At 42.6% G+C, this 26,694-nt stretch carries 23 protein-coding genes; 10 read left to right on the top strand and 13 right to left on the bottom strand.

Annotated features, from left to right (window positions below; translation table 11 throughout):
* Nucleotides 1–128: 128 nt before the first annotated feature.
* Entirely contained in the window at nt 129–611 is a 483-nt protein-coding gene (locus AB4482_RS19795) for a GFA family protein (protein ID WP_170791798.1), read from the bottom strand.
* A gap of 32 nt (nt 612–643) precedes the next feature.
* On the opposite strand from AB4482_RS19795, the gene AB4482_RS19790 reads away from it, so the two are divergent.
* The 3 genes from AB4482_RS19790 (at nt 644) to AB4482_RS19780 (ending at nt 3,308) form a co-directional block, all read left to right on the top strand.
* Complete coding sequence (locus AB4482_RS19790; protein ID WP_017064322.1) at nt 644–1,297, top strand: hypothetical protein; 654 nt, start codon at nt 644–646, stop codon at nt 1,295–1,297.
* A gap of 124 nt (nt 1,298–1,421) precedes the next feature.
* Nucleotides 1,422–1,721: an isoamylase early set domain-containing protein gene (locus AB4482_RS19785; RefSeq protein WP_009845720.1), complete on the top strand. Its 300-nt coding sequence runs from the start codon at nt 1,422–1,424 to the stop codon at nt 1,719–1,721.
* Nucleotides 1,722–1,997: 276 nt separating this feature from the next.
* The gene (locus tag AB4482_RS19780; RefSeq protein ID WP_372181477.1) at nt 1,998–3,308 is read left to right on the top strand and encodes a peptidoglycan DD-metalloendopeptidase family protein; all 1,311 of its coding nucleotides are present in this window, start codon (nt 1,998–2,000) and stop codon (nt 3,306–3,308) included.
* A 106-nt stretch (nt 3,309–3,414) separates the two neighbouring features.
* Here the strand turns inward: AB4482_RS19780 and AB4482_RS19775 are convergent, their stop codons facing one another.
* Nucleotides 3,415–5,259 (bottom strand): bifunctional diguanylate cyclase/phosphodiesterase, encoded by a 1,845-nt coding sequence (locus AB4482_RS19775; RefSeq protein WP_017068381.1) that lies wholly within the window; start codon nt 5,257–5,259, stop codon nt 3,415–3,417.
* Between the two features lie 142 nt (nt 5,260–5,401).
* Entirely contained in the window at nt 5,402–6,298 is an 897-nt protein-coding gene (locus tag AB4482_RS19770; RefSeq protein ID WP_372181476.1) for a LysR family transcriptional regulator, read from the bottom strand.
* Nucleotides 6,299–6,406: 108 nt separating this feature from the next.
* Between AB4482_RS19770 and AB4482_RS19765 the strand changes: the two genes are divergently transcribed.
* From AB4482_RS19765 to AB4482_RS19755, 3 genes are all read left to right on the top strand, one after another.
* Nucleotides 6,407–7,612: a multidrug effflux MFS transporter gene (locus tag AB4482_RS19765; RefSeq protein ID WP_017071617.1), complete on the top strand. Its 1,206-nt coding sequence runs from the start codon at nt 6,407–6,409 to the stop codon at nt 7,610–7,612.
* 100 nt (nt 7,613–7,712) lie between these two features.
* Nucleotides 7,713–8,063, top strand: coding sequence for a hypothetical protein (locus AB4482_RS19760; protein ID WP_017057980.1), 351 nt, complete (start codon nt 7,713–7,715; stop codon nt 8,061–8,063).
* A gap of 285 nt (nt 8,064–8,348) precedes the next feature.
* Nucleotides 8,349–8,483: a hypothetical protein gene (locus AB4482_RS19755; protein WP_010431176.1), complete on the top strand. Its 135-nt coding sequence runs from the start codon at nt 8,349–8,351 to the stop codon at nt 8,481–8,483.
* Between the two features lie 153 nt (nt 8,484–8,636).
* On the opposite strand, the gene AB4482_RS19750 is transcribed toward AB4482_RS19755, so the two are convergent.
* The 3 genes from AB4482_RS19750 to AB4482_RS19740 all read right to left on the bottom strand — a co-directional run bounded on the left by AB4482_RS19750 (nt 8,637) and on the right by AB4482_RS19740 (nt 11,367).
* Nucleotides 8,637–9,254, bottom strand: a complete 618-nt coding sequence (locus AB4482_RS19750; RefSeq protein ID WP_017062739.1) for a glutaredoxin domain-containing protein — start codon at nt 9,252–9,254, stop codon at nt 8,637–8,639.
* Nucleotides 9,255–9,322: 68 nt separating this feature from the next.
* Nucleotides 9,323–10,213 (bottom strand): DMT family transporter, encoded by an 891-nt coding sequence (locus AB4482_RS19745; RefSeq protein WP_017068384.1) that lies wholly within the window; start codon nt 10,211–10,213, stop codon nt 9,323–9,325.
* 155 nt (nt 10,214–10,368) lie between these two features.
* Nucleotides 10,369–11,367, bottom strand: a complete 999-nt coding sequence (locus AB4482_RS19740; RefSeq protein ID WP_372132747.1) for a porin — start codon at nt 11,365–11,367, stop codon at nt 10,369–10,371.
* A 376-nt stretch (nt 11,368–11,743) separates the two neighbouring features.
* Between AB4482_RS19740 and AB4482_RS19735 the strand changes: the two genes are divergently transcribed.
* Nucleotides 11,744–12,760 (top strand): succinylglutamate desuccinylase/aspartoacylase family protein, encoded by a 1,017-nt coding sequence (locus tag AB4482_RS19735; RefSeq protein ID WP_372181475.1) that lies wholly within the window; start codon nt 11,744–11,746, stop codon nt 12,758–12,760.
* 315 nt (nt 12,761–13,075) lie between these two features.
* Here the strand turns inward: AB4482_RS19735 and AB4482_RS19730 are convergent, their stop codons facing one another.
* The 4 genes from AB4482_RS19730 to AB4482_RS19715 form a co-directional block, all read right to left on the bottom strand.
* Nucleotides 13,076–13,795, bottom strand: coding sequence for a DsbA family protein (locus AB4482_RS19730; protein WP_372181474.1), 720 nt, complete (start codon nt 13,793–13,795; stop codon nt 13,076–13,078).
* 127 nt (nt 13,796–13,922) lie between these two features.
* Nucleotides 13,923–14,492, bottom strand: a complete 570-nt coding sequence (locus AB4482_RS19725) for a protein disulfide oxidoreductase (protein ID WP_372181472.1) — start codon at nt 14,490–14,492, stop codon at nt 13,923–13,925.
* Nucleotides 14,493–14,495: 3 nt separating this feature from the next.
* On the bottom strand, nt 14,496–16,559 hold the full coding sequence (locus AB4482_RS19720; RefSeq protein ID WP_372181489.1) for a protein-disulfide reductase DsbD family protein: 2,064 nt from the start codon (nt 16,557–16,559) through the stop codon (nt 14,496–14,498).
* A 921-nt stretch (nt 16,560–17,480) separates the two neighbouring features.
* Nucleotides 17,481–17,729 carry a hypothetical protein gene (locus AB4482_RS19715; protein WP_017062732.1) on the bottom strand — a complete coding sequence of 83 codons (249 nt, stop codon included), beginning with the start codon at nt 17,727–17,729 and terminating at the stop codon, nt 17,481–17,483.
* A gap of 251 nt (nt 17,730–17,980) precedes the next feature.
* Here AB4482_RS19715 and AB4482_RS19710 point away from each other — a divergent pair, with 251 nt between their 5' ends.
* Together AB4482_RS19710 and AB4482_RS19705 are read left to right on the top strand one after the other, a co-directional pair.
* Nucleotides 17,981–19,585 (top strand): mechanosensitive ion channel family protein, encoded by a 1,605-nt coding sequence (locus tag AB4482_RS19710; RefSeq protein WP_372181471.1) that lies wholly within the window; start codon nt 17,981–17,983, stop codon nt 19,583–19,585.
* 219 nt (nt 19,586–19,804) lie between these two features.
* A complete protein-coding gene (locus tag AB4482_RS19705; protein ID WP_372159046.1) occupies nt 19,805–20,638 on the top strand; it encodes a RecX family transcriptional regulator in 834 nt (277 codons plus the stop codon).
* Nucleotides 20,639–20,779: 141 nt separating this feature from the next.
* Here the strand turns inward: AB4482_RS19705 and AB4482_RS19700 are convergent, their stop codons facing one another.
* Together AB4482_RS19700 and AB4482_RS19695 are read right to left on the bottom strand one after the other, a co-directional pair.
* On the bottom strand, nt 20,780–21,226 hold the full coding sequence (locus AB4482_RS19700) for a hypothetical protein (RefSeq protein ID WP_372159047.1): 447 nt from the start codon (nt 21,224–21,226) through the stop codon (nt 20,780–20,782).
* Between the two features lie 104 nt (nt 21,227–21,330).
* Nucleotides 21,331–22,182, bottom strand: coding sequence for a hypothetical protein (locus tag AB4482_RS19695; RefSeq protein ID WP_372159049.1), 852 nt, complete (start codon nt 22,180–22,182; stop codon nt 21,331–21,333).
* Between the two features lie 606 nt (nt 22,183–22,788).
* On the opposite strand from AB4482_RS19695, the gene AB4482_RS19690 reads away from it, so the two are divergent.
* Complete coding sequence (locus AB4482_RS19690) at nt 22,789–24,078, top strand: hypothetical protein (protein WP_372181470.1); 1,290 nt, start codon at nt 22,789–22,791, stop codon at nt 24,076–24,078.
* A gap of 518 nt (nt 24,079–24,596) precedes the next feature.
* Here the strand turns inward: AB4482_RS19690 and AB4482_RS19685 are convergent.
* Nucleotides 24,597–26,444: a M3 family metallopeptidase gene (locus tag AB4482_RS19685; protein WP_372147763.1), complete on the bottom strand. Its 1,848-nt coding sequence runs from the start codon at nt 26,442–26,444 to the stop codon at nt 24,597–24,599.
* Between the last annotated feature and the right edge of the window lie 250 nt (nt 26,445–26,694).

The raw sequence follows: 26,694 nt of genomic DNA, 5'->3' as shown, positions 1-26,694 counted from the left end.
AAAAGATACGCTAGCGCTGTGAAGCGGTGATATTTGATCTTAGGCAACAGTATTGCAGTTTGTTTTAATACTGTTGCTATATAAAGATAACGGTCAATAACGAGATAAAGATAACGCTCAATGACGAACTAGTTGTAATGGCTCATTTGGTGGTCGAACTTAACCCAACCGTGTTTGCGTTCTTCATAAACCGAAAAGCTCGGCAGTGGGAAGTCTTGCTCTTTAAATAATCCGAGCGGGACGATATAAAAATCAGCGGCGGCAACCGACTGCAAAAGCATGGTGGTGCCACACTTGGGACAAAACTGATAGGTGACTTCATTACCCGTATCGCTGATGCGTGAAAAAGAGGTCACTTCACCGCTGAGTGTAACTTGTTCTATTGGGAACCGAGCCTGAATGCCGAACACACTTCCGGTGCGTTTCTGACACTCATAGCAATGGCAGACAGATGTACGTTGAGGTTCACCTCGGCATACTAGGTTGACTGCTCCACAGCGGCATTCGCAACTTCTGATATTTCTATCTTTAATATGATTGATATCCATCCATGCTCCACTTCTGGTTAACCCTGTATTGATAATTATACTAAAGCCCTTTATGGTCTGCACAACTGGATGAAAACAAAAGAATATAATTGCCCATGAAAAAGAAAATCTTACCTATCCCTCTGATTCTACTGATTCCAATTGTCATGCTGGTTGTGGTGATAGTAGCGGGTATTTATCGCTTTAGCTTAAGTGATGAAGAGATCTTGGCGAAGTTTCCTTCTTCTCAAGTGAGTTATGACCCAGTCGTAGAAACCGTTTTTGATTTGAAGACGACCAATCCATGGACAATTAAAGTTCCTGAGACTAACGCCTACGCTTTTATCAATGAAGTTGATGAGCCTAGAGCCATCGCGTTTGGACGCTATGACTCAGGTGTTGAGCGCGGTGTGGTAACGGTAGACACAAATAATCTTTCAGCCGCCACGCTGGGCAAGGCGAGTTTCTTTGTCGCGCCGATGTGGATATCTAACCAAGGCAGCGGTGTTTTCTATTATCTAGGCCTGTTTAAGCATGACCAGCAACGAAGCCGTGTGGTGTTAGTCGACCAACTTTTACTGGGTGATCGTATACAAATTCAGACATTGGAGGTAGCTCAGCAGCCAGGTTCGCAATCACAGAATAAACTTACTGGGGAAGGTTTTATCGGCTTTACTCAGCATTCTGCGGAACAATCATTTGCAGAACCCCCTTCTGAAAAGGTGTTAATGAGTTTTTCTTTTGATACGCAATCAATTGGTAAGCAATAACGTTTTCGTGAATGTAAGGATCTGTTGTTTATGTGAGCCAAATTACATATTATCTTAGTTAGATGAATGAAATTTAGACACAGTTAGCTTTGTGTCCGCTTATTATTACAAATGGAGCTTGCGAATGATTAATAAACGTTTTTTTAAGACGAAAGATGAAGTTGAAGTGACCTTCGAGCTAGAAGCTCAGGAAGCGAACTCTGTATCCATCGTTGCTGACTTTCTTGATTGGAAAGCCACCCCAATGAAAAAACTGGCCAAAGGGAAGGTTTACAAGTTTAAAACTCGTCTACCTAAAGATGGCGAGTTTCAATTCCGCTACCTAGTTGATGACCAACAATGGGTGAACGATGCGAATGCCGATCGTTACATCCCAAATGAATTTGGTGAAGACAACTGCCTAGTGTCGACGGTAAACGCATAATCTTTTCTTAAAACCAGCGACTAATTCGCTTCGTTTATTAATTATTCGAAACGGAATAACGTCAACCAATAGAAAGCAGAAACTAGCCGTTTCTGCTTTTTTATTTTTAAATTTAGCGGTTAATTTTATTTCTTATCTAGTGGCTCTTCATCTACGGCAACTCAATGACTTAGGCTAAGTTGGGAAGATTCACATCATATTATGACAATGCATTGATGATTTATGCGTTTGAAAAGCATATCCTATGCCTTTATATCGTAGAAAGACCTGTTTACCGTGTATTCAAAAATATTTCCCTCTCCGTTTGCTGAGCTTTCACCTGTAAAAAAAGTAGCTATTTTGGGACTGCCACTTATTGCTGCGATTGGTGTTGCTTTGCAATCGTCACAATCGGATCTGACGAAAACGATCGATCTTGATTTGCCCGACTCAACCGTTATTGAGTCAATTCTGTCACCATCTTCTGTTACCGTTATTGAGCCGCCGACATTTGAGTATCAAATTCAATCTGGCGATAACTTGAGTAGCATCTTCACTCAGCTTGGATTTTCTTACAAATCGATGATGAGCGTGATGGAAACTGATTTGAACTTCCTTGCTTTAGATACGCTTCGTCCGGGTAATACATTACGCTTTTGGCGTGATGAAGCGACCGGCGACCTTTCTAAAATGGAACTTCAATTTAGCGTCGCGGACAAAGTGGTTTACCGATTACTTGATGACGGCAGCTACGAATTCGAAGACATCTCTATTCCTGGTGAATGGAAGCAAAAACCTTTAGTGGGTGATATTCAAGGCAGCTTCTCTATGTCGGCGAACAAGGTTGGCCTGAGCAGTCTTGAGATTGACCATATTGTGACTCTTCTTAAAGATAAGCTGAACTTTAGCCGAGACCTACGTGCTGGCGATCAGTTTGAAGTGCTTCAAAAAGCGCAATATGTTGATGGTGTTGCAACCGGAAAACGTGAAATTGAAGCAATTAAGATCATGAATCGTAACCGCGTTGTGTCAGCATACTTACACACTGACGGACAATATTACGATGCTAATGGCGATAGCTTACAACGTGCTTTCCAACGTTACCCAGTGAGCAGTGGATGGCGTCAGAGTTCTCAATTTAACCCTAAACGTCTACACCCTGTGACTGGCCGAATCTCACCGCACAACGGTACGGATTTCGCGACACCAATTGGCACACCTGTTCAAGCAACGGGTGATGGTAAAGTTATTATGACGCGTAAGCACCCATATGCAGGTAACTACGTGGTCATTCAGCACGGTAGCACTTATAAAACGCGCTACTTGCACTTAAGCAAGATCCTTGTTCGTAAAGGACAAACGGTATCTCGTGGTCAACGTATTGGCCTATCGGGTAAAACGGGTCGAGTGACAGGTGCTCACTTGCACTATGAACTGATCGAACGTGGTCGCCCTGTTGATGCGATGAAAGCGAATATCCCAATGGCTGATTCTGTGCCTAAAAAGGAAAAAGCGACATTCACAGCCGCGAGAGATGAAGCCGACAAGCTATTGAAGGCAGCGTTAGAAACGCGCAATCTAGCAATGGTTAATAATGCTAGTAAGTAGCTAGCCATTAAACTGTTTTAAAGCCGCAAGAGCATCACAAAGCACAGTCAGTGTTAAGTGATGCTCTTGCGGCTTTTTAGTTCTCAATAGAAGGTTCGGTAAGGGTTCAAACTAAAGGCTCTGAGTGCGCGACATAGCTAACGATAGCTTCAGGTCGCATTGGAGGTGAGTAGAGGTAACCTTGGATCTTGTCACATCCCATCGCGTGCAGCTTTTCTAATTGCTCACGCTTCTCAACACCTTCCGCAACCAAAGATACATCGAGTCTATGGGCCAGTTGAACAATCAGCCATACTACGCTCTCTGAGGTCGAACTAGTTAACAAGTCTCGAATAAAGGTCGCATCAATTTTAATGCAATCGATAGGGTAGCTGTGGATGTAGTTCAAACTGGAGTAGCCTGTACCAAAGTCGTCGAGTGCAATCGTGAAGCCTTGTCCTCTCAGAAAGTTAAGCGCGGATTTTGTCTCTTGTGTTGGCGATAACAGAACGGTTTCGGTTAACTCGATAACAAACTCATTCGCCTTAAAATGGTGCTGTTCAATGGTTCGAGTCAGGTAGGATATATAACGTTTCGAATCAGTAAGCTCGTGCGCAGAGCAGTTGATTCCAAGTTTAACCTTGTAGCCCAAGCCTTGCTCTAGTGTGGTTTTAGCGCGGCACACCAATTCAATAATGCGTTCACCTAATTCGACAATCAGCCCTGACTCTTCTGCCACTTGAATAAACTCTACGGGTGAGATGTCTCCATGTCTGGCGGTTTTCCAGCGAGTCAGTACCTCGAAATATTCCCATTGCGTTTCACCTTGACCCACAATCGGCTGTACCACTACGTACATTCCATTGCTGTCGGGGATATAGCTTTGTGAAATTGGGTTTTCCAGCTCACTTCGTAGCGCTGCGACTAGCTCGGTTTTTCTTTGGTAACGAACTCTTAAGTGAGTGTCATAACATTGAATATGAGTATCTTGGCTGTGTTTACACTCTTTAAGCGCCAAGCTGGTATTGAAGATGATTTGCTCAACGTCTTTGTTGTCTCCATCCGAACTGGCAATACCGATGCTGACGTCGAAATCTATCTTGATATCAACGCTACTGTAGCCCTGCTTAATTTTGGCCAGTATTTGTTCGCACACGGCTATCGGATCAGAATGGTAGGTGATGAAGGCGAACTCGTTGCCAGCAGTCCGGAAAGTCAGGTTGCTTTCAGGTAAAGTTCGGCGCAATATTTCTGCGACAAACTGCAGCACCTTGTCGCCAATATAATTACCGTGCATATCATTAATGGCTTTGAAGCTATTGATATCGAGTAAAGCCAATGTAAACGGAGTGACGCTCTGTTGAGTAATCGACTCTAAGGTATCTGATAAACAGCTTCGGTTGAGTAACCCGGTTAGGCTGTCGTGTGACACCTCATAACTAAGCTGATTTACAAGTTGTTCGGAACGATCGTTAAACCACATTTCACGCAAGGTATGGATGATGATGTCGGCGAACAATTGATGGTGCTTTACCACGTCTTGTTGCTGATCAGGGCTAAGAGGCGAGGTGAACGTTGAAAACAGCACGCCCATCACTTCGCCACTTTGAGTTTGAGTCGGGATCGCGATGGAGTTTTGTGAGGTGATTTCCTGCCTAAATGCCGATGTTGGCAATGACTGGACGATGTACTGAGAAAATGAGCAATCTGGGTGTCTTTGATTGACGGCTTGTTGGTAGATGTGACCATGGCGCGCATTGATTTTGTCATGTAATACATGATCAGAATGGGCGATCACCAAAGGAACGGTTTGGTCAGGGAAGTACTTCTTCTCAATGATGCTAGTGTATTGAGTATCAAAGGTCTGATGTAAAGTAAGCACAGCTGACTCTAAAAGGTCGATACCTTCCAATTTCAGCAAACGGCCAATGCGCTCTGTGTCTATCATGCTATTGTGCGTATGTTGAGTCATAGCCACCACCCCTAGTTAACCAGATTCACTGTGTAAGCGGTATACGTATTATCTTGTATATGTGCGAATTTGTATAATCTATATGCGTCAAGTTTATTATTGGCCGTGTTGTATAACTTTTCAAATTAAAATGTTACTTATTTCACAGAGCTTGCGTGCTACGCTCTTTGTCTAGCCTGTCTTTCAGATGGTCCAAAAAGAGCTTGGTTCGCGTGTGCGAGTAATCAAGCTTAGGGTAGTACGCGTAAACCATCACTTCGTCGGCGGTAATATTTGGCAATACTGGAACTAATGTCCCTTGCTTTAGATCCTCTTTGATCATCGCTTTGATGGTTAACAGTACGCCCATTCCTCGCTTCGCAGCATGAAACAAAGCCTCTGGATTGGTGGTCGCAAAGTTACCGTTTAACGTTATTCGCTGCCCTTTGATGAGTGCTACTTCACGGGTCGGACGCTCTCCCCAAATTAACGAATTGTGTTGCTCCAAATCTTGCTCGCAAGTGGGGTAGCCGTGTTTGGCAAGATAGCTTGGTGCTGCATAGAAGCTGGCTCTGTGTTCAAACAGCGGTGTTTTCTTGAAGCTTAATGAGTTGAGTTGTTCTAGTTCACGACTGATTACCAAGTCCAAGCCAAGCTCGGGTAATTGACCGGGCGTAGTGGTGATGAGTTGTACCTTAATATCAGGGTACTTTTCTAAGAAGTCGTCCATGTATTGCACCAGAAACTTAGAGCCAACCGCAATCGTAGCGCCAATCTTTAATAGGCCTGCTGGGGTTTGGTTAACCGAGCGAGTCTCATCAATAATGGACTGCCAATTGTCGAGCTGATCCTTGGCTCGCAGGTAAAAGAGCGCACCTGCTTCGGTTTGGCTAATTGATCGCGTGGTGCGCTTTAACAGTTGGGTGCCGATGCGCTCTTCTAGCCAGTTTACTCTTTTGCTGATCGCCGAGCTGGTGGTGTTAAGTTTTCGAGCAGCACCATTGAAGCTACCTTCTTCCACTACTCTGACATAGCTTTTTACGGTAAGAATCCAATCCATATTATTTCCTGTTGGGACTTAATAAAATTCCAATTTAGCTAATTATCAATTATTGGTTTTGAATGTAAACTCATCTAATGAACAAATATCAAACGAATAGGGAATTTTTTGAGCCAATCGACCTTTAAAAAAACACCGTTACTCTTAGCAATGATGATTATTGCTACGGGGCAGGTGGGTGTGAGCATCTACTTGCCAGCATTACCGTTAATTGCTTCTGATTTAAGTGCTACTCAAGTAGATGTACAGCTTCTCGTCACGCTGTTTCTGGTGGGTTTTGGCTTGTCTCAGCTATTTTACGGACCGATGTCCGATGCGGTGGGAAGAAGACCTATCTTCTTGTTAGGTCAGGGTGTTTATTTGATTGGTACAGTCGTTTGTGTTGTGTTTTCTGACAATATGACGGCGCTAGAAGTTGGTCGCTTGCTGCAAGGTTTAGGGGCGGGCAGTGCCTCGGTTCTTGGGCGAAGTGTGCTTCGTGACAGCTATGATGGTTCACAGCTTACCAAAGCGTTGTCTTATATCTCGATCACCGCGTCGATTATGCCGATCATCGCGCCTGTATTTGGTGGCTGGATTTCATTCCACCTTGGTTGGCAGGCGGTGTTCCTTTTCGTTCTATTGTATTTACTGGCGATATTCACACTGGGTTACTTCGTGTTGCATGAAACTCTGCCATATGGGAAGAGCCGTTTTGAAGTCAGCCAAGTGGTAAAGAACTACGGACGCTTGTTAACGAATCGCCAAGTGATAAGCAGCGCCAGTTATAACTGGATGAGTTATATGGCGAGTTTGGTATCGTTATCTTTGTTCCCATTCTTAATGCAAGAGCAATTGGGGCTGACCGCCGCTGAGTATGGTTCATTGATGATTGTCCCTTCGGCAGGCTTACTGATCGGTAGCGTTGCTTTGAACTTGCTCAATCGTAGGTTTAGCACTCCGCAATTGATGAGCCTTGCGATTTTGATTATTTTGGCTTCGGGAACTTGGCTTCTTACTCATGAGTTATCCATCTTTAACTTGGTTTGGGCGTTTACTTGGTTGGCGATAGCACAAGGCATTTCGTTCCCATTATCAATCAGCATGTTATTAGAACCTCATAAGAAGCAAGCGGGCGCAGTATCGGCATTGTCGGGCTCTATTCAGATGTGTTTAGCGGGTTTATTGGGTGGGTATCTAGTAGAGAGTTGGGTCACGACTCATCTACAGTTAGGCGTGTTCTACCTCATTATTGGCGCAGCCATGGGCGGAGTGCTTTGGTCTTCAACCAAAATGAACAACAAAGGCGATACTGTTGAAGTGGAATATAGCTAAACACTAAATTCACTATCGTTTAACGCACCATCGTTAATACGTTGTATTTGTGCTGATGGTTTTCTACAATGCTTCGGTCCATTGAATAGGTAAAAACAAAATGCAGCAAAATGAATTTGAAGTACTGGTAAAAGCTATCTGCGCACTAGATGGCCTGCCTCAAGCGCTTGAGCTATTGAAATCCAATGAGGATACAGAAGTCGCTGAGGCTGCTGCATCACTGACTGGTCAATTTGCACTTGCTGAAGTGGAAGGCGAAAAGCGTATTTACCACGTGACGCTTCAAGAAAATGAACAAGGCGAAGAGCAAGAGTACATCGAACATGTCATGAATGAAGGCGATGACTTAATCAAATTTGCAGCTTGGTTCTTTGAAACGATGTTTGAATTGAAGCAAAAAGACACATACCAAATTGCCGGTAAAACTTACAGACAGCCAAAGCGCAGCTAGGTTTCTCAGTAAAGCATTTTAGAAAGCAGCTCTATTGAGCTGCTTTTTTTATCAGTGTCTAAATCAATGTCTTGGGTTGTTATTAGGAATGGAGCATTAAGCTCAAACCAGAATTTAGGTTAACTCATTGATATACAAAAACAATGCTGATTAGCACAGAGACAAAATTAGGCTAATTGCAAATGAATGCTTAATATTGCATTAAAGTGTGATTTAGATCTTGTTTTTGGGCGTTTTAAGTGTAAAATCCGCGCTAAAGAAAGTTGATTATGTGCGGAGATAAGCATGAATTACGAACTAGGCCACGCATACCTTGGTCAAATGGCAGCAAAAAACATGATGCACGAAGCATTGTACGGCACTTCAAAGCCAAAGAAACCATCGTTCTTTAAGCGAATGATGAAGAAAATGGCTAAATAAGCATTTTCAAAAACGGAATTTTAAAAGGCCTTAAACTCGATGAAGTTTAAGGCCTTTTTCGTTTTAGCGATTGGTGAAAGTTATCGCTTTGTTTTGTTGTGGATGGACACAAAAAATACCAATTAAGCTTCTGACTAATGGCTTTTAATGAACTCAGCCAGCAGATTGATTGGATAAGTCGACCACATTATTAGGGATGCTATCTAAGCCATTCTCTTTCATCCACGCTTCTAAGTTATCGGCACCACCGATGTACTTACCATCAAGCCAGATCTGCGGGACGGTGACCGGTGTTTTCTCACCAATGTGTGCTTTTACCTCTGGAATCATACGGTACAAAGCGGCGCTGTCTTTTACGACATCGTGGTATTGGTATTCAACACCCGCTTCATCCAGCATTTTCTTCGCTTTAACACAGAATGGGCAGGTCGCCTTACCATAAACGATGTTGCCTTTTAGGCTGTCTCGTTTGGTCCACTCTTTGATCACCGATTGGATTAACACACCGCGATTCAGCGCTTCACCTTGGCTGACCACTTTGCCTTCAACAACAAGGATTGGAGCATGCCAAGAGCCTAGTTTTAGCGGCTCCCACCAGTGAGACAACCAATCTTTTACTTCCAGTTCGACATCGACATCGGCCAACTCATTCTCAAAAGTATCCTTCAGAATGTCTTTGGTAAGGGTACATTCTCCACATGGGATGTTAACTTTAAATGGACCCCAGCTGCCTGCCCAACGGTATAGTGTAATCTTGACTGGTTTCTTCATGGTTACGGCCTCGTTTGAATTCTCTTATCCATATAGAACGGACTGTCGAACTATTTATTTCACCAACCTTAAACTTTCTTCACTTTTGAAGGTTTTTTAGTTTCCCAGTGCGTTATAAATGCAACTGACGCAATAATAATAGCAGCCCCTAGCCATAAACGACCCGGTGGAACCCAACTAAATACAATCCAACCTGCTAAAACGTTTAGCGGTAATTTGGCGTGGTCAAAAGGTTGCACAAACGAAGCATCAGCGACCGAGTAGGCTTTTACTATCGCCCATTGAGCGAGTGCCGTCATAACACCGATAACAATCAAGATAGCCCAAATTGTACCGCCGCTTGGCGTCTGCCAATCTGGCGCGGCAAGCAGGATGTTAAATGGTGTGATTAATAGCAGCAGGTACACCACCATGGTTGAAGGGCTGTCTTGCGAAGAGAGCTTTTTCACCATCAGTGAGTAGCATGCCCAGAAGAATGCGGCACCGACTGGTAATAGCGTTGCCCAGTTAAAGTCTTCAGCCCATGGCTCTAGAATCACCATCGCACCTACGAAACCGGCTAAGGTCGCGCTCCAGCGAGCAGCTCCAACTTTCTCCTTGAGGAAAAGCCCTGAACCTATGGTTGCAAACAGTGGCGACGTCATGAGAAGGGCAATGCCTTGCCAAATTGGTACTGGGTAAGCCAGTGCCCATATCCAAAGTTGAATACCAATAACAGACAAGAAGACACGAAATACGTGCAATTTGAGGTTGTCGGTTTTTAGCGCGCGACGAATGCCCAGCGTTTTCAGATAAGGAAGAATAGCGAACAACGCGATAGCGTATTGAATGACGGCGACGGTGGTAGAAGTAAGTCCGAAATGAATGCTAGCAATTTGAGTTAGGCTGTTAATAACGGCAAAGGCTAGGCCTGCGGTTAGCATCCAGCTAGCGCCTTGGATCGGATGGTGTTGTGACATGATGCTTCTAATTATTTGATGTGGTTCACCTATGATACGGATTTAGCACCACTTAACCAGAAAAAGCATTGATGAAGTCAGTCAGAATATTTGAATATGAAAAAAGGTTGAGCCATTGCCCAACCTTTTTAGTCTGTATCTAAAGTCGATTTAGATTAGAAGTCGTAGCGTACACCTAGGCGAAGAGAGTCTTCACTTTGTGTTTCTAAACCTGCAACTTTTACGTCGTCTAGATTGTTTAATTGGTAAGCAACGTATGTACGGATAGATTTGTTGAACTTGTAAGTACCAGTCAGCTCAAAGAAGTCAGCTGTGTCTACAGTTAAGTTCTGTGTCGCGTCTTTTTCTTGTTTTTGGTACAAAGCAGCCAATTCAAACTGATCTGTTAGTTTGTACTTAGCCGCAACTTCTACACCAGAGAACTCAGTTTTTGCTTTGTCGTCTAGGTCACCCATTGTGTAGGTTGCACCTAGATATAGAGCATCCATTTTGTAATTAATACCAGCGATTACAGCCGTTGCTGAACCATTACCAGTACCGTTGTCGTTACCTGAGTAACCAAGACCAAAACCTAAGCCCATCGGTAGTGTGTAAATGCCAGAGATACCGTAACCGTCAGTATCTTTGTCTTCACCAGCAATCAAACTTGCTTTAAGAGAAAGTGCGTCTGCGTCGTAAGCGTATACAAACGTGTTATTGATTTGCTCGTCACCTGCATTGATGAATGCTTTTTGGTCACCAGAGTAGATAGTAACATCCGACATTTCTGAGATTTGAGCTGCAGCTGTATCTTGACGACCTACTGATACTGCGCCGAAGTTACCTTCAAAACCTGCATACATGTAACGTTGCTTAAAGTTGTCAGTTTCATCATTGTCAGCTGAAGAATTTACGCCTTGTTCTGCTTCGTAGAAACCAAAACCAGATAGGTCGCTAGTGATTTCTGTAGTACCGCCAACATTTAAACGTACACGGCTTTTATTTTTCATTGTTCCGTCGATTTCTTTACCGCCTGAACCAATGAAATCACCACGGAATTCCGCACGACCGCCAATTTTAAGTTCTGTACCGTCAGAGCTGTAAACTGTTGCTGCTAGAGATGAACCTGAAACTAGTGCCGCTACCACTGCAGAAGCTAGAACTGCCTTTTTCATAATCACTTACCTTGTATTTTAAAATCCGTGAGCAATGTGCTCTCCGTTTCGATATGAAGCTAATTTAGAGCAGATAAATTAAGCTTTCATTTCCATAAAATTACATTTTCGTGAATGGGGAACTTTTTTAAGTGTTGATTTTATTGCATTTTTATTTCATGCGACTGAGTGTTCTATGAATAGTTATACAAGTTGCGTGTATTTCAAAGGTCACATTGGCAAGTTTTACCTTGCAATCACGTATGTCGATGGTGGTGAATTTTGGCTGCGCTGAGAGCTTGTTAATCTGATTAACTGCTTGTACTGGTAAGGATATCCTCTATGATGCAAAAACTTAGAAGAGAATAGATTCTGCTCAACAATATGGAGACGTTGGATGAAAACAGAGTACTTAGGCGATGTTTTACAAGGTAGGCAGGTTATTGGCTCCTTGAATGTTGAAGACCTACCCGTTGGAGAGCACCAGTTTTGGTTTCAAGTCACCAGTGATGGGCTAGGGCAACCTAAGAACATGCCGGTTTCTGTTTTCAAAGGCACTCAAGAAGGTCCTAAGTTGATGATCACCGCCGGTATTCACGGTGATGAGCTAAACGGAGTGTTGGCTGCACAGCAAATTATCAGGGACTTAGTCGGTAAAACGCTCAAAGGTACGGTAACGATTGTGCCTACTGTGAATTTGTCTGGCTTGCTGAACCATAGCCGTGATTTCATCTCTTCGGATCCGGGCTCTTGTCCTGCCAATCTTAATCGACTCTTTCCGGGTGACGCGAATGGCTTGGCTGCGGAGCGCTTTGTTGCGTCTTTGTGGGAGCGTTTGCTTAAGCATAATGCCACCTTCGCCGTTGACCTCCACACTCAAACTCGTGGCGCAGTTTATCCACTTTATGTGTTTGCTGATTACCGCATAGAACAATGTTTGGAGATGGCGAGGCTGATGCAGCCCGATTGTGTTCTGAATGACCCTGGTGACCCAGGTATTTTGGAAACGGTTTGGAATCGAAGTGGAATTCCGAGCATCACGGTGGAAGTTGGGATGGGGAAATTTACTCAGCCTGACATGATTCAACGAGCGGTAGACGGTGTTTTTAACATGCTGTCTTATTATGAAATGTTCGAGGTTGAAATAAATCATCCCGAGAAAATGCAGCTGCCGAGTATGGATTGGATAGAGGGTAATGATGTGGTTTCTATCCGCGCTGATATTGGTGGTTTTGTATTGCCGCAGGTTGAGCTTCTGCAGAGCGTAGAACAAGATGATCTGTTGGCTATTCAATATGACGCTTTTGGTAATGAGTGTCGCCGTTATCACGCGCCGTCTGCCGGACGTGTCCTTAGCTATAACGTGGATGCGTTAAGGGAGCCGGGTGCGCTTGTTTGTCGCTTGCTAAGTTAAGGCTCAGCCGGTTGGACGTTTCCGTGTTAATGCACTGTATTGCTATCTAAAACACGTAAAAAAAAGACCGAGCTACGCTCGGTCAAAGGACAGTTGTCTAGAGTAAGCACGTCTTGGACTCATCGAGAGAACTGCTTTTAGAGTAGCGAGGCTAGATTAAGAATCCATTGCAAGATAGTGACACTTCGACTGTTTTTCTGTTTCAAAAATAATATTGAAAACATTATCTTAAGCTCATAAAAAAGCCGACTGCGAGTTACGCGAGTCGGCTTTTTATTCACTTCTCTTTCGAATTTTATCTCTAACTACACTCGATTAAAAAGCGTCATCCACGATCTCTTTTAATCGGTCGTAAGGCACGTATCCCGGTAAGACCTGCCCGTTCATCATTAATGTTGGTGTGCCAGTTAAACCTAATGCGCTAAAGGTTTGGTGGTTGGTCATTAGCGTGTTGCTTTGTTCTGTGGTGGTGTCTAGTTGTGCTTCTGTTCCCGTCTTCTTGGCTACAGCTTGCAGTGACGATTTTGTGTGGCTACCGCTTTTCGCCATTAATAGTCGGTCTACTTCTGGGAATGCTTCTGGATTATCTTTCCATACTTTCATCGCGTATAGCGCTGCGTTGGTGTTTAGACCCGAAACTTGTTGCTGCTTAAATGATAGGTAGACATTGATGACCTTAATGTCGCTATTTTCAGAGGTGAGTTGAGTTAACCCTTTTTCTAAGCGCTTACAGAAAGGACAGTTGTAGTCGGTAAAATTAACGATGACCGATTTGCCATCTGGATTGCCAAGGATCGGGTGAGCGTCATTGTTGTATAACCAATCATGGCTTTCCGCTTGGGCTTTCTTCGCTTGCTCTTGACCTGCTACGTACTGCTCTAAACTGGTATGCAATCCAGAGATCGTCGATGGGTTTTCCTTCAGGAATTGATTAATTTCTTCAAGTTGTTGAGTTTGTTCTTTGTTTAATTCTGCGAAGGCATTAGTACTAATTAGTGAGCCTAAAATCAGTGCGCTTATCAGATGCTTTTTCATATTGTCTTTTCTCTAATTCGTGATAATCGTGAGCGCTTATTAGGTTGTGCTCACATTAATCTTGTTTGTTAAACTGGCTGAGTCGGTTTATTCACTTAGCTTTGCTCTGTTTTTCTTTGTGAGCGAGTTAGGCAAAGTAGGTTCTTAACCACAGCCCTATAGGAGAAGTAACGCCTGTTGCGATACTGCTTATCTTTCCGTCTTTGATGATGACGATGCTTGGAGTGACATTAACGCCCCAACTTCTGCTGATTGCTCCAGAAAGATCATTGATAACAGGGAAGTCATACTCTTTTGCATCCAAGTAGCGCTGGACACGTTCGTCTGGACCAGACGATAGAGCGACCGAAACCACCTGATGGGAATCGCTGAAGCTATTGACGGTTGGGCTTACAAATTTGCAGGCACCACACCAAGTCGCCCAAAAATAGACAATGACTGGCTTACCATTTTTACTTAGCTCGATAACATCAATATCTTCGCCTTGGAGCGATTGACCCACAATTGGAATCGCATCGCCTTGAGGCATACTTCTGCTGTGATAAAAGTCCATGGCAAATGAAACCACGCCAACGATCAATATCATTGAAACCAGTTCCTTTCCCCACTTCTTAAGACGACTTGGCTTTTTGACCTCACCCTTTACAGCGTTGTCTTCAGTCGTGCTAGATTTATCTTCATTGTTGGGAGTCTTCATCAGTTATCTCGCAGCGTCGATGGCTTGAACAACAGTGTCACTGTTGAGAATGACAGGCAGTGGAATACCGCTTTTATAGCTCGGGCCGTAGACGATATTAAATGGCACACCAAATCGCCCATTACTTTGTAAGTATTGAGTGACACTTTCACTTGGTGTTGTCCAATCACCTTTCATCAAAACAATGTCTTCTTGCTGTAGGTGACTGTAGACAGGGTCTTGAAGGATGACGCCGATCTTGTTGGCTTTACAAGTGATACACCAATCAGCAGTCACATCAACAAACACCGTTTTGCCTTCATCAACGAGCTGAGGGATTTGCTTCGCATCCAGCTTTTGCCAAGCGAGATCGTCAACAATCGGAGTCGCCCAGTTATCAGCGGTGACACTACCGACGATCAATGCAGCACCAAACACCAAGGTTGTGGTTGCGACGATAGGAATAAGCACCTTGCGACCCAACTTACGGCCAATCCAAATCAATACTGAAATCACGATAAATAGCGACAGCAGGATAGTTGGGAATTTACCAATGAATGGGCTAAGGAGGCTTGTTAGCCATAGGCTGGTAATGAACATCATTAAGCCAAATACCAGCTTAACTTTGAACATCCACGCCCCAGGCTTTGGAAGCAATTTGGTTAGGCTTGGGAATAGCGCAAAGATCAACCAAGGCGCACTCATACCGATACCAAGCGTGATGAAGATAGCCCATAACTCTTGGTAGCTTGCTCCAAGTGCATACGCGACAGCGGTTCCTAGGAATGGCGCGCTACACGGCGTTGCTAACAGCGTTGCAAACATGCCTTGAACAAAGTGGCCTGAATGTGAGTCATCGCCTTTGGTTGCCATCCAGGTGTTTAAACCTGATGGTAGTCTGAATTCGAATAACCCAAGCAGGTTAATCGAAAACAGCAAAGTGATGATCAGCATGAACCCGATGAACCAAACATTTTGGAACTGGATTCCCCAGCCAATTGCATTACCACCCATTTTTAGAGCTGTCATACCTAGGGCTAACAGCGCAAATGATGTAATGACACCTGAAGCAGAAGCTAAGAATGAGAGTCGAATATGACGATTAGATGCACCTTGGTTTTGAATGATGCTGTTTAATTTCATTCCTAAGACTGGCAACACACATGGCATGATGTTGAGGATCAAACCACCAATTAAAGCGAAGCCTATCATCGCCAAAAAGCCGTTGTTGCTTGTTTGGTAAGCGATCGGTTCTGAGCCAACTTTGGCCGTCATCTCTTCGGCGAAATTAGTGTCTGAAACGGTGACACTCACGTTACGGTCCGTTAAGTCGACTTCACCTATCCAGTTGCTCACATCAAATACGGCCGTCATTGTATTGTCTGTGATGTGGACGCTTGGTTGAGAGAAGAAGTCATCAATCACTTCTTGCCCGTCAATCAACACCATCGGCTTACCCCAGCCATTTTTACTTGTCAGCTGAGTAACCAGTTGCTGCTTGCTCTTGTCCCAAAATAGACCATTGACTGAAGTGCGATTAGCTTCTCGTGGAGATTGGCTCATGCCTTGGTTGAACAAGAACATCGCTTCTTCATCGAGCGCTAAAGTTTGTGGGTCAATCGGCAGTTCGATATCGTAATCGGTTAACACACAGATATTGGTACACGACGGAAAGGTAAACGATGCCCTGAATATCGCAGGCTTCGTGTTGTCTTTCAGGGATAAAGTGACAGGAAAGCTGACATGTTTTTTGTAGCCTAACGTCATGACGTCAAGCTGCTCGTAGTATTTAGGTATCGGCCAGTGCCACTCTACTGACTCAATGTTTGTTGAACCAGACCAGTCCCAGCTTGGCGGAATGCCACCTTCGCCTGGGCTGCGCCAATAGGTTTTCCAGTCGCCGTCGAGCACGACATCGAGCACGGTTTGGATCTTAGAGCCGTCATCCGACTGTTCACCCGTCGACATCATTCGCATTTTAACAGGCGGATGCTCAGGCACACTAAGCCAGCCCGTTGTCTGTGCCAAGGCGGTAAATGACGTCATAACCAAAAGGGCAGTGACTAAGGTTTTCGCGCATGTACGCATAGAGAATGCCAATGAATCGACAAACTTAGTTAGTAGTGTGTTGTACACAAATGTATCTCCAAAAAATAAATAAAAGGGTGTAGTAGCCCGGTTATTTACTCTCTAAATATACAGTGCTTTAGATGCAATCGGTGTTTTGTCGGTCGAGTAGAGCGATGATTGTCTCTAGATAATCTCGAGATGTGAGGAGGTAAGTTAAACGCAACAGCAATAATAAGTACGAATGGGATCAGCCAGCCGGTTTTTGGGGCGGCAAAGGTCAGCATTTTCGAACTTAGGCTGCATGAATTTGAATTGGGGGACGTTAACATTTTTGAGGCTTCTAAGCCGAAAACGCTGGCGTATAGAGCAGCCATTTTTTCTGAAGAAGCGATGTTGGTTTGGGGATTACTGGTTTCTGTATGAGTTTGTGTGCCAACTAGGAGTGATTGGCCATTAGCGGATGCAGATAACGATACTTTCTTGACGGCCAGAGTGCTCGCCAGACAAGTTACGATAACCAGTCCGGTAAGGAAGAGCGCCCAAAGCGAATGCTTTTGTCGGCGGTTCTGTGTGGATAAGAAAAGTAGCGATGTGTTCAGCAAATTAGTCAGTAATCAAATCTGTTAGTCGTTAAAGCAAGCTCATTGAATTGTGGTTAGCTTAGATAAGTTCTCTTCGTGCCACAAGTCATAAAATGGTTAAAGTGAAATTATGTATAAATGCGGGAAACGGCAGATACACGATAAAAGACGCATAAACACCAATTCACGCGAATACTACATTGAGCTGTAGCTAAAGTTCACAACAACTGAAAGTTATCGCTAATTATTCTGTATTGAGTGGTTTATTAACTATCAGGACGGGACAGGCGATACAAAAAAGCCCAACAGATCGTCAGTGAACGTGTTGGGCTTTAATCATTGGTGCTATTGGAAAGGCTTAGTGAGTGCGGCGAGGGCCGTTACGTACCAAGTCTTTACCGTTATCAAACACCTCTTTGGTGATCCAGCGAGCAAGCAGAACTTTATGGCTGCTATTGAATACAGCAACGAAGTGACGACCATCTGAATTATTGGTTGCCATGCCTACACCTTCAACGCCTTCAAGACCTAAACCGCCAGCTTCCACTGAAATTAGGAATTGCTCTAGTTCTTCTAGAGACTCAATAATATCAAGTTCGTTGTTCATTTTTATGCTCTCTTGCTGTGAGCCAACATCGTATTTAGGGCGCTTTAGTGCTGTGCTCGAATGAAGATATTGGCTGTTGTTCTTTGTTGGATGCGTACTCTACAGGTCATAAGAGGGGATTGGAACTCTCAAATATTAGAAGCAGGCTGATAATTTGCGAATTTTTAACATAACATACGTTTAAATGCTTGTTATCCATATTCTTTTTACTACTATTTATAGGGTCAATTTAGACAGTGATAGGAATTAATATGATGAAGGTTTGGCGTTGTCTATTGTTAATGTTGGCGTTTGTCGCATTTGGAAGTTATGCGCAGAGCGTTGAGAAAATCGCAGAAGTACAAGATCAGTTAATGCTCGATCTAGCAACATTAGAAACGGCGCATGATGCTGAAAAACCCTTTCTTGAAGATATCTTAAGGCGTAAGAACCAGGGCCTACGCGAAGAGATTTTTTCACAGCTATCGTCAGATAAAAAAGAGGGGCTGGATGTCACTCTTGCTCAGCAGGTCGAACTGCTACAAAAATTGCTGTCGTTGAATGAAACTAAGATCGTTTCAATGAGTAAAGAAAACCGTTCAGCTGAAGGTGACGCTAAAAAACGCCTTGAATTGCGTATTCAAAAACGAATCGGAATGATGGATGTCTATTATCAGCAGCTTGCTAAGACCTTAAATTGGTCGAAAGAGCGTGGTGTTGATGTTGCTGTTCCTGAAGGTGAACTTAAAACGGCGTTAATTGCTCGTTCTAAATACCTGACAAATGCCATTCTTTACACAGACACACAGCGACAAGATCTAGAAGCGCGTTTGTCTTTTGTGAATGAAGAAGAGAAAGCGACGATTAAAAAGGAGCTTGAACGTTTCAGCGAGCGCACTAGCGTTATGGTCGCGAGCTTAGAAGAAACCATCACACTAATGGAACCGTTTGGCGTCGACGTGACTTCTTACAAGCGAGTGTTGCTGGCAACGACGGGAGATATTAACGCCGATGTATTGGATGTTGATGTTGCGCTTGAGTTGTTGGATGGTTGGCTTCGTTCGTTCAGTTCATGGGCTTTTGAAAATACCCCTTCATTCATTGTCAAACTGGCTCTGTTCTTGGGTATTTTGTATGTGACTCGTTTGCTGTCAAACGTCGCACGCAAAACCGTTCGTAAGAGCGTTTCGCATTCGAAAATGGACTTTAGTGTATTGATGCAGGACTTCTTTGTATCAATCGCATCTAAAGCGGTCGTGTTTATTGGTTTGCTTATCGCGCTGTCGCAAATAGGGATAGAGCTAGCACCACTACTAACAGGTTTCGGTGTTGCCGGTGTGATCATTGGTTTCGCATTGCAAGATACGCTATCTAATTTTGCTTCTGGCTTGATGATCTTGATCTACCGTCCTTATGATGTGGGCGACATGGTTAAAGTGGCGGGCGTGCAAGGCACGGTAAAAGATATGAGCTTAGTGTCGACGACCGTTCAAACTATCGATAACCAACGCTTGGTGATCCCAAACAACAAAATCTGGGGTGACGTGATCAACAACATCACGGCAGAGCGTGTGCGACGTGTTGATATGGTTTTCGGTATTGGTTACTCAGATGATATCGATAAAGCGAAAGCGGTATTGAACGACATCATTGTTGCGCACCCTCTAGTGTTGAAAAAACCAGAGCATATGATCAAGCTTCATACCTTGAATACGTCTTCTGTAGATTTTGTCGTAAGGCCTTGGGTTAAGACTGATGACTACTGGGATGTGTATTGGGATGTGACGGAAACCGTGAAGAAACGCTTCGATGAAGAAGGCATCACGATTCCATTCCCTCAACGAGATGTACATATTTACAATCACGAAGAGAACTAAGCGAAAGAGCTAGTACGAGAAGCAATTTCGAAAAGAGCGATTACGTAAAAGCTAAGTGTGGCTTCGAGCCATCATTCTTAATGTGATATCAAATGGACGCTGAATAAGCGTCCATTTTTTTTGGCTGTCGTTTATATTGAGCCTCATTCTTTATGTCACTCCACCCATCTTAGAATTAAGTTATGATGGGGTAGGCTCAATCTGGACAGTTGAAAGCGAATGGATGATTCACAGCAAAAAACGAATAGTAGAAATACAACGGTAAGAAAAGCGACGCGAATTGAAAGTGTTATGAACTCTGCGATGTGGCATTTAACTCAGAGGGATATGACGGAAAGTGAGTTGGTTGCGAAGCTCAAAGTGAAAACCGACAATCAAGAATGGATCGATGAAACTTTAGGGACTCTGAAAGGCTTTGGGTATCTCAAGTCTGACCAAGTGTTTGCAGAACAATTCGTGGAACAAGCTTTTTCTGGTGAATTTGGTTCTCGATATATTGTCGAAAAACTGAAGAAGAAGGGTCTGACGGACTCTATGATTTCTGATGCGATTCATAAGGTGTCCTTCGAAAAGTCTATTGATGAACAAACCATCCTGATAGAACGAATCAACCACTATTACTCAAGCTTTACTATGAGCCGTGAAAAGCTAGTCGCGACCCTGCAAAAGCGTGGCTTTAGCTATCAACAAGTTAAGGTAGCGATTGACCAGCACCCACAAGCGCATCAACTGAAAAGTAACATTCAAATTAAGGCCGAGAAAGCCGACTTGGAAAAAGAGGTGCTCAAGTACGCTCGTAAAGGCAAGGGACTGACTGCCATTCAGCAAGAACTTAGACAACGACAAATCGACACAAGTGAGCTGTCATCGCTCATCGACCGATTGATTAATGAAGAGCAGCTAGATTTCTATTCTTCGTGTTTAGAACAGTTGCAGAAGAAGTCTTATGACCTAAACGATCATAAAGAACGCTCTAAGGCTTACGCGATGCTAAGTCGAAAGGGGTTCTCTTCTGACGAGATCAAATTTGCATTGAGTGAAGGTAACGAATAACTAAGCCGGAAAAATTTCCTATTGTAGTATGTTGGTTTGTCCTAAGTAACTATTGGACATAAATGCGTTAGATTAATGACTCTAACGCATTTATCTAAGATTAGATAAAGTATCTTTAAACCTTAAACGCTTGTATGGCGATTACCCAAAGCTACTGCGAACAAATGCTCCAATTAAAGCGACCAAGGTTCCTACCAACATACCTGAAATTAGAGTAAAAATACGGTCACTTCTTTTGGTGCGAGCCTCTGACAACAACAAACTTCCTTTGCCCGACAGTGCAAATGGTTGGTCTTTCAAAGAAGAACTGGGAGCCGACCAACTAAGGTTTTCATACTCAGCTTTAGTCGTAGCAGTGCTACAGGCGAAGAACTTCCTAGCCAAAATCTGTTCTTTTTGCATAGTTTTACTGCCGTTTTCATTCACTTGATAAAAATCGTCGACCAGCCCACTAGAAACAAGAGATGCAAACACATAAAAATCCTTATGATCATTATGCGTTTTGGGAATTAACTCGGCTATTTCAGCTAATGTTAACTCACCCGATTTTTCAAGTTTACTTAGAATTTTATATCCCGTACCTTTCACGAACTTTCCTTATTCACCTAACGCCTAAAAAACTTAGTGTGCCATACTTTGTAGCGAAGCGGAAAATAGCACGCGTTTTTTGTCCCTGTTGAACAACTTGTATGTCACTTCTCGAAGTTAATACCGAATGCCTCATTAAAAAGCTGGGAAAATCGCTCTTTACCATATTTTTTTTGTTTAGAGATAAATTCATCGGGTAGTATGTAATTGGTTGTCAGATATGGTGCATATTCAAATTTTATACCTCCAACACTAACTGGATTTCCCCACTGAAGTTTTTTATGAATCTCTTCTAAACGCAAACTAATAGTATTTATTGTATCTTCATGATCATCAATCAACGGAAGTCTCGCTAGATTTTCACTTTTGCTTAACTCTGCAAGGAACCATATATCAAACTTTTGTTCATTCTCAGTTGAGTACACTGAAAAGAAAGCTATACACGCTGCTAACATTGAGAGCACTCGATATTGGCTTGTCGGGTAACGTAAACTTGTATTATTAACAAGCACTTGATCATTTAGAGAAAAAATAGCATTGATTATAGTTTTAGGTTCTATTTCATTATTTAGATTATATTTTTTCAGTAAACCATGGATACTTTTACCAAAAGTCATCAGTGTTAAAGCTATTTGTGCGCCAAAAAAATCAGCACGAGATTCAATAGATACACTATCTAATTTTTCTTTGTCATTATGCATGTGGTGAAAGCTAATAAAATGTGCGATTTCATGTGAAACGATAAATAAAACGAACAGAAGCCGTTCTACGTTATCAATTTCAAAATTACATAAATCATTAGAAAAGTATATTCGCGCTTGATTGCCATCACTACGAACAGCTGCTATTCCTAGGTCACTACAATCTAATTCATACTTCATAGTAAGCTCAACTTCATCATAGAAGAAGGTATCAGTATCTTCCATTGCTGAGATAATAAGATTTTTAGCCAACATACTTTATTATTTCCTCTTGTGACATAACGCTTTTTATACGGCTTTTAGCCGCTTTTCATACTCCTATCATGTAGCCCTTTAAATCATAGTTAAAACATATAATCAATGGGTTATCGATAGATATTGGGCATTTAATTGCAAAATGACGCATAATTCTTAAAAAGCTTACTTCGACACTCCTTCGGATAACTAAAGGTAAGGCAAACGTAGAATCACAGATTGTGAGTAAACTTTCGCGCTGAAAAGAAAAGGGGCAAACCTGTTCTAGCTAGGTCTCGCCAGCACGCTGATGGACATTTCTGAGTCAGTGATTTTGCTAAATTAGCAATTCATGAATAAATTAAAGGACGACAAATCGTTAACTTTATATCCGCTATCGGTAGTACTGCTCATACAACCTACCGTTAGAGGTGGCGCCCTTCAATAAATACTCGTTCCAGGTAAAAAGTTCACAGTGCCTTGGCATCCAATTCTCGCTGTTAACTGCTAGTAGACTTATAACCACTTATAAATTAACGATTTAATGGGTTCTGTTTATTATCGAATTGTGACTAATTCTGTAGACATAAAAACCAGGTTACATAATAATCTCAATCAAATTTCTAAATGGATCAACCAATACCTGCGCTCTCAACACTAGATGTTAAGTGGATATTCATTTCACAACGGTTGGAAAGACCATTGCGCAAGTTATGGGTAATTAATCAAATCGGAAACATCATCATGTCACTCTCCATCATAAAAAAACAAATAGCAATTACGTTGCTATTGGCGTTATCAGGATGCTCATCATCCGTCACATCTTCTAGTTCAACTGTTCCATCTGAACCTGTAGTGATCGACCGCAGCTTCAAGCCTGTAATTGGAGATAGTTACGACAATTACCTTGTGAATAGCGCTCTTTCCCTTGCTGCCTTTAATGTTGCTCAACAATACCCAAGCATCAATACTGCTCGAAATTATTACTATGATCTTTACAGTGATGATGGCTGGAAAATTAAGTTAAGAGTGCTCCGAGACGATACTGACGGAATTTATGCGTTTCAATATAACTTCACTGATGAGGATAAAGTTGTAAATCTTGGTAACTTACCAAGGCAACTGCAACTTGAATACAAAAAGGCGTTAGAAATATACACGCCTGAAATGCAAGAACTACATCAACTCGCAACAAAATACAGACAAATTTATCGCCTTGTGAGCGATGCCAACCCTGACTTAGAACTAGAATCGGAGGTTGATTTCTACAGCTTAAGCAGGAAAAGCTATCCATTCATATCATTTAATGCAAAGGACAATCTTAGCACTCAAGTATCGGATATTTCTGAAAGTATAAAGAGTGGTGCTAAAGCTGATTTCATTGACGCTCTTAAGTCTGACCGTTTTGTGTTTTGCTCAGGTAACCCTGATAACTTAAAACTGTGCACCAACAAAAAACCAGTTGAGCTTTACGGACTAAAGATGGGAATAAGCAGTAGCTGTGAGCTAACAAACTCGAGAGATTATTTATCATCTAGTTCTCCTTTTTACAGCTTTAATAACAATGGCAAAAATCCGATTTTTATCAAAGAGCAGAGGTACATAAAGGGTAATAACCTCTCCCTTCCAAAAATCGATAAAGTTAGATTTGCTTTCCTAGAATATGGGGAAGGCAAGTGTGAAGATAAATTGGTTTTAATCGAGACCTCGTTTAAAACCCAAAGTGAGTCCGTCTTCCAAGATGTTCGAAATTTTGTTGCAAGAAAAAACTACAAAGAGACCGGAATGGACATTCCGTATAACAAATACCGAACAAGGAGTGTTGATTTCAGATCTCAACAAACTGACATTTCCGTTAACCTTTCATACGAAGATAAGTATATGACGCTTCGTTACAAGCATGACTCATATAATTAACGGTCTTAAGTACTCGATGACCAATCCTAGTCATCGAGTACTCATAAAAACGTGCTAACGGGTTGCCTAATTTTGACAGCGCTCATGATCTTAAATATGAGCGCAATAAGTCAGATTTAGTAGGTAATTAATTGTAAGTAAATGAATTATGAACTGATCGGTTAGATCAATACTAGCAAAAGCACACGAAATAGTTTGTTCTTACATTGAGAACGTAATCAAGTAAAACTCATAGTAGGTAAAAGCGTGTTTGCTATCGTCGGTTCATATAACCTCTGCGGAATGAAATAGCAGAGGAAAAGTGATAACTTTTATTGAAAATGATCAGACTTTATTGGAATCCAACAAACTATATTGTCCTCCGACAACTCGAACGACATTCAAGCTTAATATTAGGTTTTGTAGGGAAAACGCACGCTCTCAGAATTGTGTAGTGTATTTGATCTAACAGGTTTTGGGGCAAAAATGAGTTATGTCACTACTCATTTTTGCCTTTTTCATTAGCATTAAAACTCAATCTATCGACCGTATTGCTCAATAATAAAGTGCTCAAAATCATCACACATTTGGTCATTCGACTTTGCATTATTCGCTAATTCAGTTGCTCCATCAACGATCGATACCTTCGCATTCAAATCCGCGACTGGTGCACGTTCTCTTGTCGACAGCTGTTTGATTTTTTGCTCCTCAATCGCCCAAGCCTCCTCTGGCGATAAGTTACACTCGTCAGCGAGATATTTGGCATTAAAACCTTCCCCAGTCAGGCTTTCGATTGTACCGTTATGGTTCACGCTATTGCCTTTATGCCAATAGTGTTTCGCCAACAAAGGCCCGATCTCTGGGTTATCTGTTAAGTAACCAAACTTGTCGGTGAAATAAGCTCGTGTTTGATACACCGCCATATGAGCCAATAGATAACCTTGGTATGAGCAAGATGCTTCATCAGACAATAAGTGAGGGATCGCCATCAGTGGACGAGGGCTGCAAGACAATCCAAGAATTGCCTTTTCACTGCTACGAGCAAGTGCCGTGATTTTTTCAGGCGTGAGGTCTTCATCAGCTAATTCGTACAGGGCTCGCTCGAAATATGGAACCACAAGAATGCTGCGTTCTTGGTAAGCTCGGAAGGGCTGTTTATTGTCGATGATGGCTTTAATTAGATCATCTGGCACAGGTTGCCCGTCCGCATTTAGAGCGTACTGTTTTAGCCAGTCAGCGTCATTTAACAAGCTGTCGCAGAACATGGATTGTGTTTCAGCATAAGCCATCGAAGTCGGCGCAAACTCTTGAGAGAAACAAGGGGCGTTCATTTTTACATTAGCAAAATGCGCCGCGTGACCACCTTCGTGAAATAGTGTGTTAATCCCATCATAGCCACTGCCTATTTGATCGGGCTTAGCGTTGCTAGTGAAATTAACTTGGGCCGCAACCCAAGCATCTTGGTCATAGAAAGAAGGGATAGGGCCATGGCAGAAGCCATTAGGGTATTTTCCTTTGCGATCAAGTAAATCGAGTTTCAATGTCGCTTGAGAGTATTCAATGTTGAGGCGACCAAAAGACTCTATCCAGCGTCTTAATGATTTTGAGAACGGAACATACGGGTCAAGGTCATTCATAACATCACCAGCGAAAGAGTAGGTGAAGTTATGAGCTTCGAGTGCACTTTTGCCTTTCTGCTTAGCTAAGTTCGCTAGGCTTTGTTGATGGCTATCACGCGTGCGTGCTTCGAAGTCATCCAGAATCGTAAACAGTTGTTCTGTCGTCATCTGTTCGGTTTTTACCACCGAGTAATCAAAGAAGGTTTTAAACCCCAGTGATTGAGCAAATTGGTTACGTTTTTTGATCAGCTCAATAAAGCCGTTAACCAGCAGCCATTGCTCTAAATCTAATAATGCTTGATGTGCAGAAAGCCTAACTTGTTCATTACCATTACTTCTAACGGCTGAACCTAAAACGGGCAGCGATCCTTCTGTTTCATCACCTGTTTCATTTACGTAAGTCATTACATGATTCTGTTTTTTCTCAAACAGTTCAGCCTCAAACTTTATGAGATCGGATTTAAGCTTCTGTGACTGCTCAGACTCAATAGCGTGAGATCTAAAGGTCGCCAACCAACCATTCAAGCCTGTCAGCGTACTCTCTTTTTCGAGAGGATCTTGAATTTCATCAATAGCAGCGAGTTGCGTTTCGATAGCAGTAATCTGTTCGGCAGAGCTTAGAAATTCCGTCCACTGAGTCTGTGCGAGTGTCGAACCATCGTGGTCGTCACTGATACCCATATATGTATCCCAAAAGAAGTCTTCTTTCGCTTTATGAGTCGCAAGATACTTTTGATTCAATTGGTTGAGATAGTTCGTTGCAGTCATGACATTCCTTGAAATTTAACCAGTAATTTCAACATTATGACACATTCATTGAATGTATTTTGTGACGATAGATATAACTGAATGCAGTCACAGCCTATCGGTTTACTTTACAGCGTATTAGTGATAATTAACTGTTAACTGTTAATGGTTTGTTGTTTGCTAGTATTAACTAAAGAGAGTGTGCTGATTTCTCCGGTTTTTTATTGAGTAAATTGATGTTCTCAAGGTCAGCGTTTTTGTAAGGAAGAGG

Source organism: Vibrio sp. 10N.222.55.C7, from assembly GCF_041473335.1.
In the GTDB taxonomy this organism is placed as follows: Bacteria; Pseudomonadota; Gammaproteobacteria; order Enterobacterales; family Vibrionaceae; genus Vibrio; species Vibrio crassostreae_C.
This window is presented reverse-complemented; position numbering and strand designations above follow the sequence as displayed.

Coding starts and splice junctions, on each gene's coding strand:
- AB4482_RS19755 (WP_010431176.1), top strand. CDS start 8,349: ATGAATTACGAACTAGGCCACGCATACCTTGGTCAAATGGCAGCAAAA.
- AB4482_RS19775 (WP_017068381.1), bottom strand. CDS start 5,259: ATGACTCAACATACGCACAATAGCATGATAGACACAGAGCGCATTGGC.
- AB4482_RS19725 (WP_372181472.1), bottom strand. CDS start 14,492: ATGAAGACTCCCAACAATGAAGATAAATCTAGCACGACTGAAGACAAC.
- AB4482_RS19720 (WP_372181489.1), bottom strand. CDS start 16,559: ATGCGTACATGCGCGAAAACCTTAGTCACTGCCCTTTTGGTTATGACG.
- AB4482_RS19770 (WP_372181476.1), bottom strand. CDS start 6,298: ATGGATTGGATTCTTACCGTAAAAAGCTATGTCAGAGTAGTGGAAGAA.
- AB4482_RS19695 (WP_372159049.1), bottom strand. CDS start 22,182: ATGTTGGCTAAAAATCTTATTATCTCAGCAATGGAAGATACTGATACC.
- AB4482_RS19760 (WP_017057980.1), top strand. CDS start 7,713: ATGCAGCAAAATGAATTTGAAGTACTGGTAAAAGCTATCTGCGCACTA.
- AB4482_RS19690 (WP_372181470.1), top strand. CDS start 22,789: ATGGATCAACCAATACCTGCGCTCTCAACACTAGATGTTAAGTGGATA.
- AB4482_RS19750 (WP_017062739.1), bottom strand. CDS start 9,254: ATGAAGAAACCAGTCAAGATTACACTATACCGTTGGGCAGGCAGCTGG.
- AB4482_RS19745 (WP_017068384.1), bottom strand. CDS start 10,213: ATGTCACAACACCATCCGATCCAAGGCGCTAGCTGGATGCTAACCGCA.
- AB4482_RS19740 (WP_372132747.1), bottom strand. CDS start 11,367: ATGAAAAAGGCAGTTCTAGCTTCTGCAGTGGTAGCGGCACTAGTTTCA.
- AB4482_RS19735 (WP_372181475.1), top strand. CDS start 11,744: ATGAAAACAGAGTACTTAGGCGATGTTTTACAAGGTAGGCAGGTTATT.
- AB4482_RS19705 (WP_372159046.1), top strand. CDS start 19,805: ATGGATGATTCACAGCAAAAAACGAATAGTAGAAATACAACGGTAAGA.
- AB4482_RS19790 (WP_017064322.1), top strand. CDS start 644: ATGAAAAAGAAAATCTTACCTATCCCTCTGATTCTACTGATTCCAATT.
- AB4482_RS19730 (WP_372181474.1), bottom strand. CDS start 13,795: ATGAAAAAGCATCTGATAAGCGCACTGATTTTAGGCTCACTAATTAGT.
- AB4482_RS19685 (WP_372147763.1), bottom strand. CDS start 26,444: ATGACTGCAACGAACTATCTCAACCAATTGAATCAAAAGTATCTTGCG.
- AB4482_RS19785 (WP_009845720.1), top strand. CDS start 1,422: ATGATTAATAAACGTTTTTTTAAGACGAAAGATGAAGTTGAAGTGACC.
- AB4482_RS19715 (WP_017062732.1), bottom strand. CDS start 17,729: ATGAACAACGAACTTGATATTATTGAGTCTCTAGAAGAACTAGAGCAA.
- AB4482_RS19710 (WP_372181471.1), top strand. CDS start 17,981: ATGATGAAGGTTTGGCGTTGTCTATTGTTAATGTTGGCGTTTGTCGCA.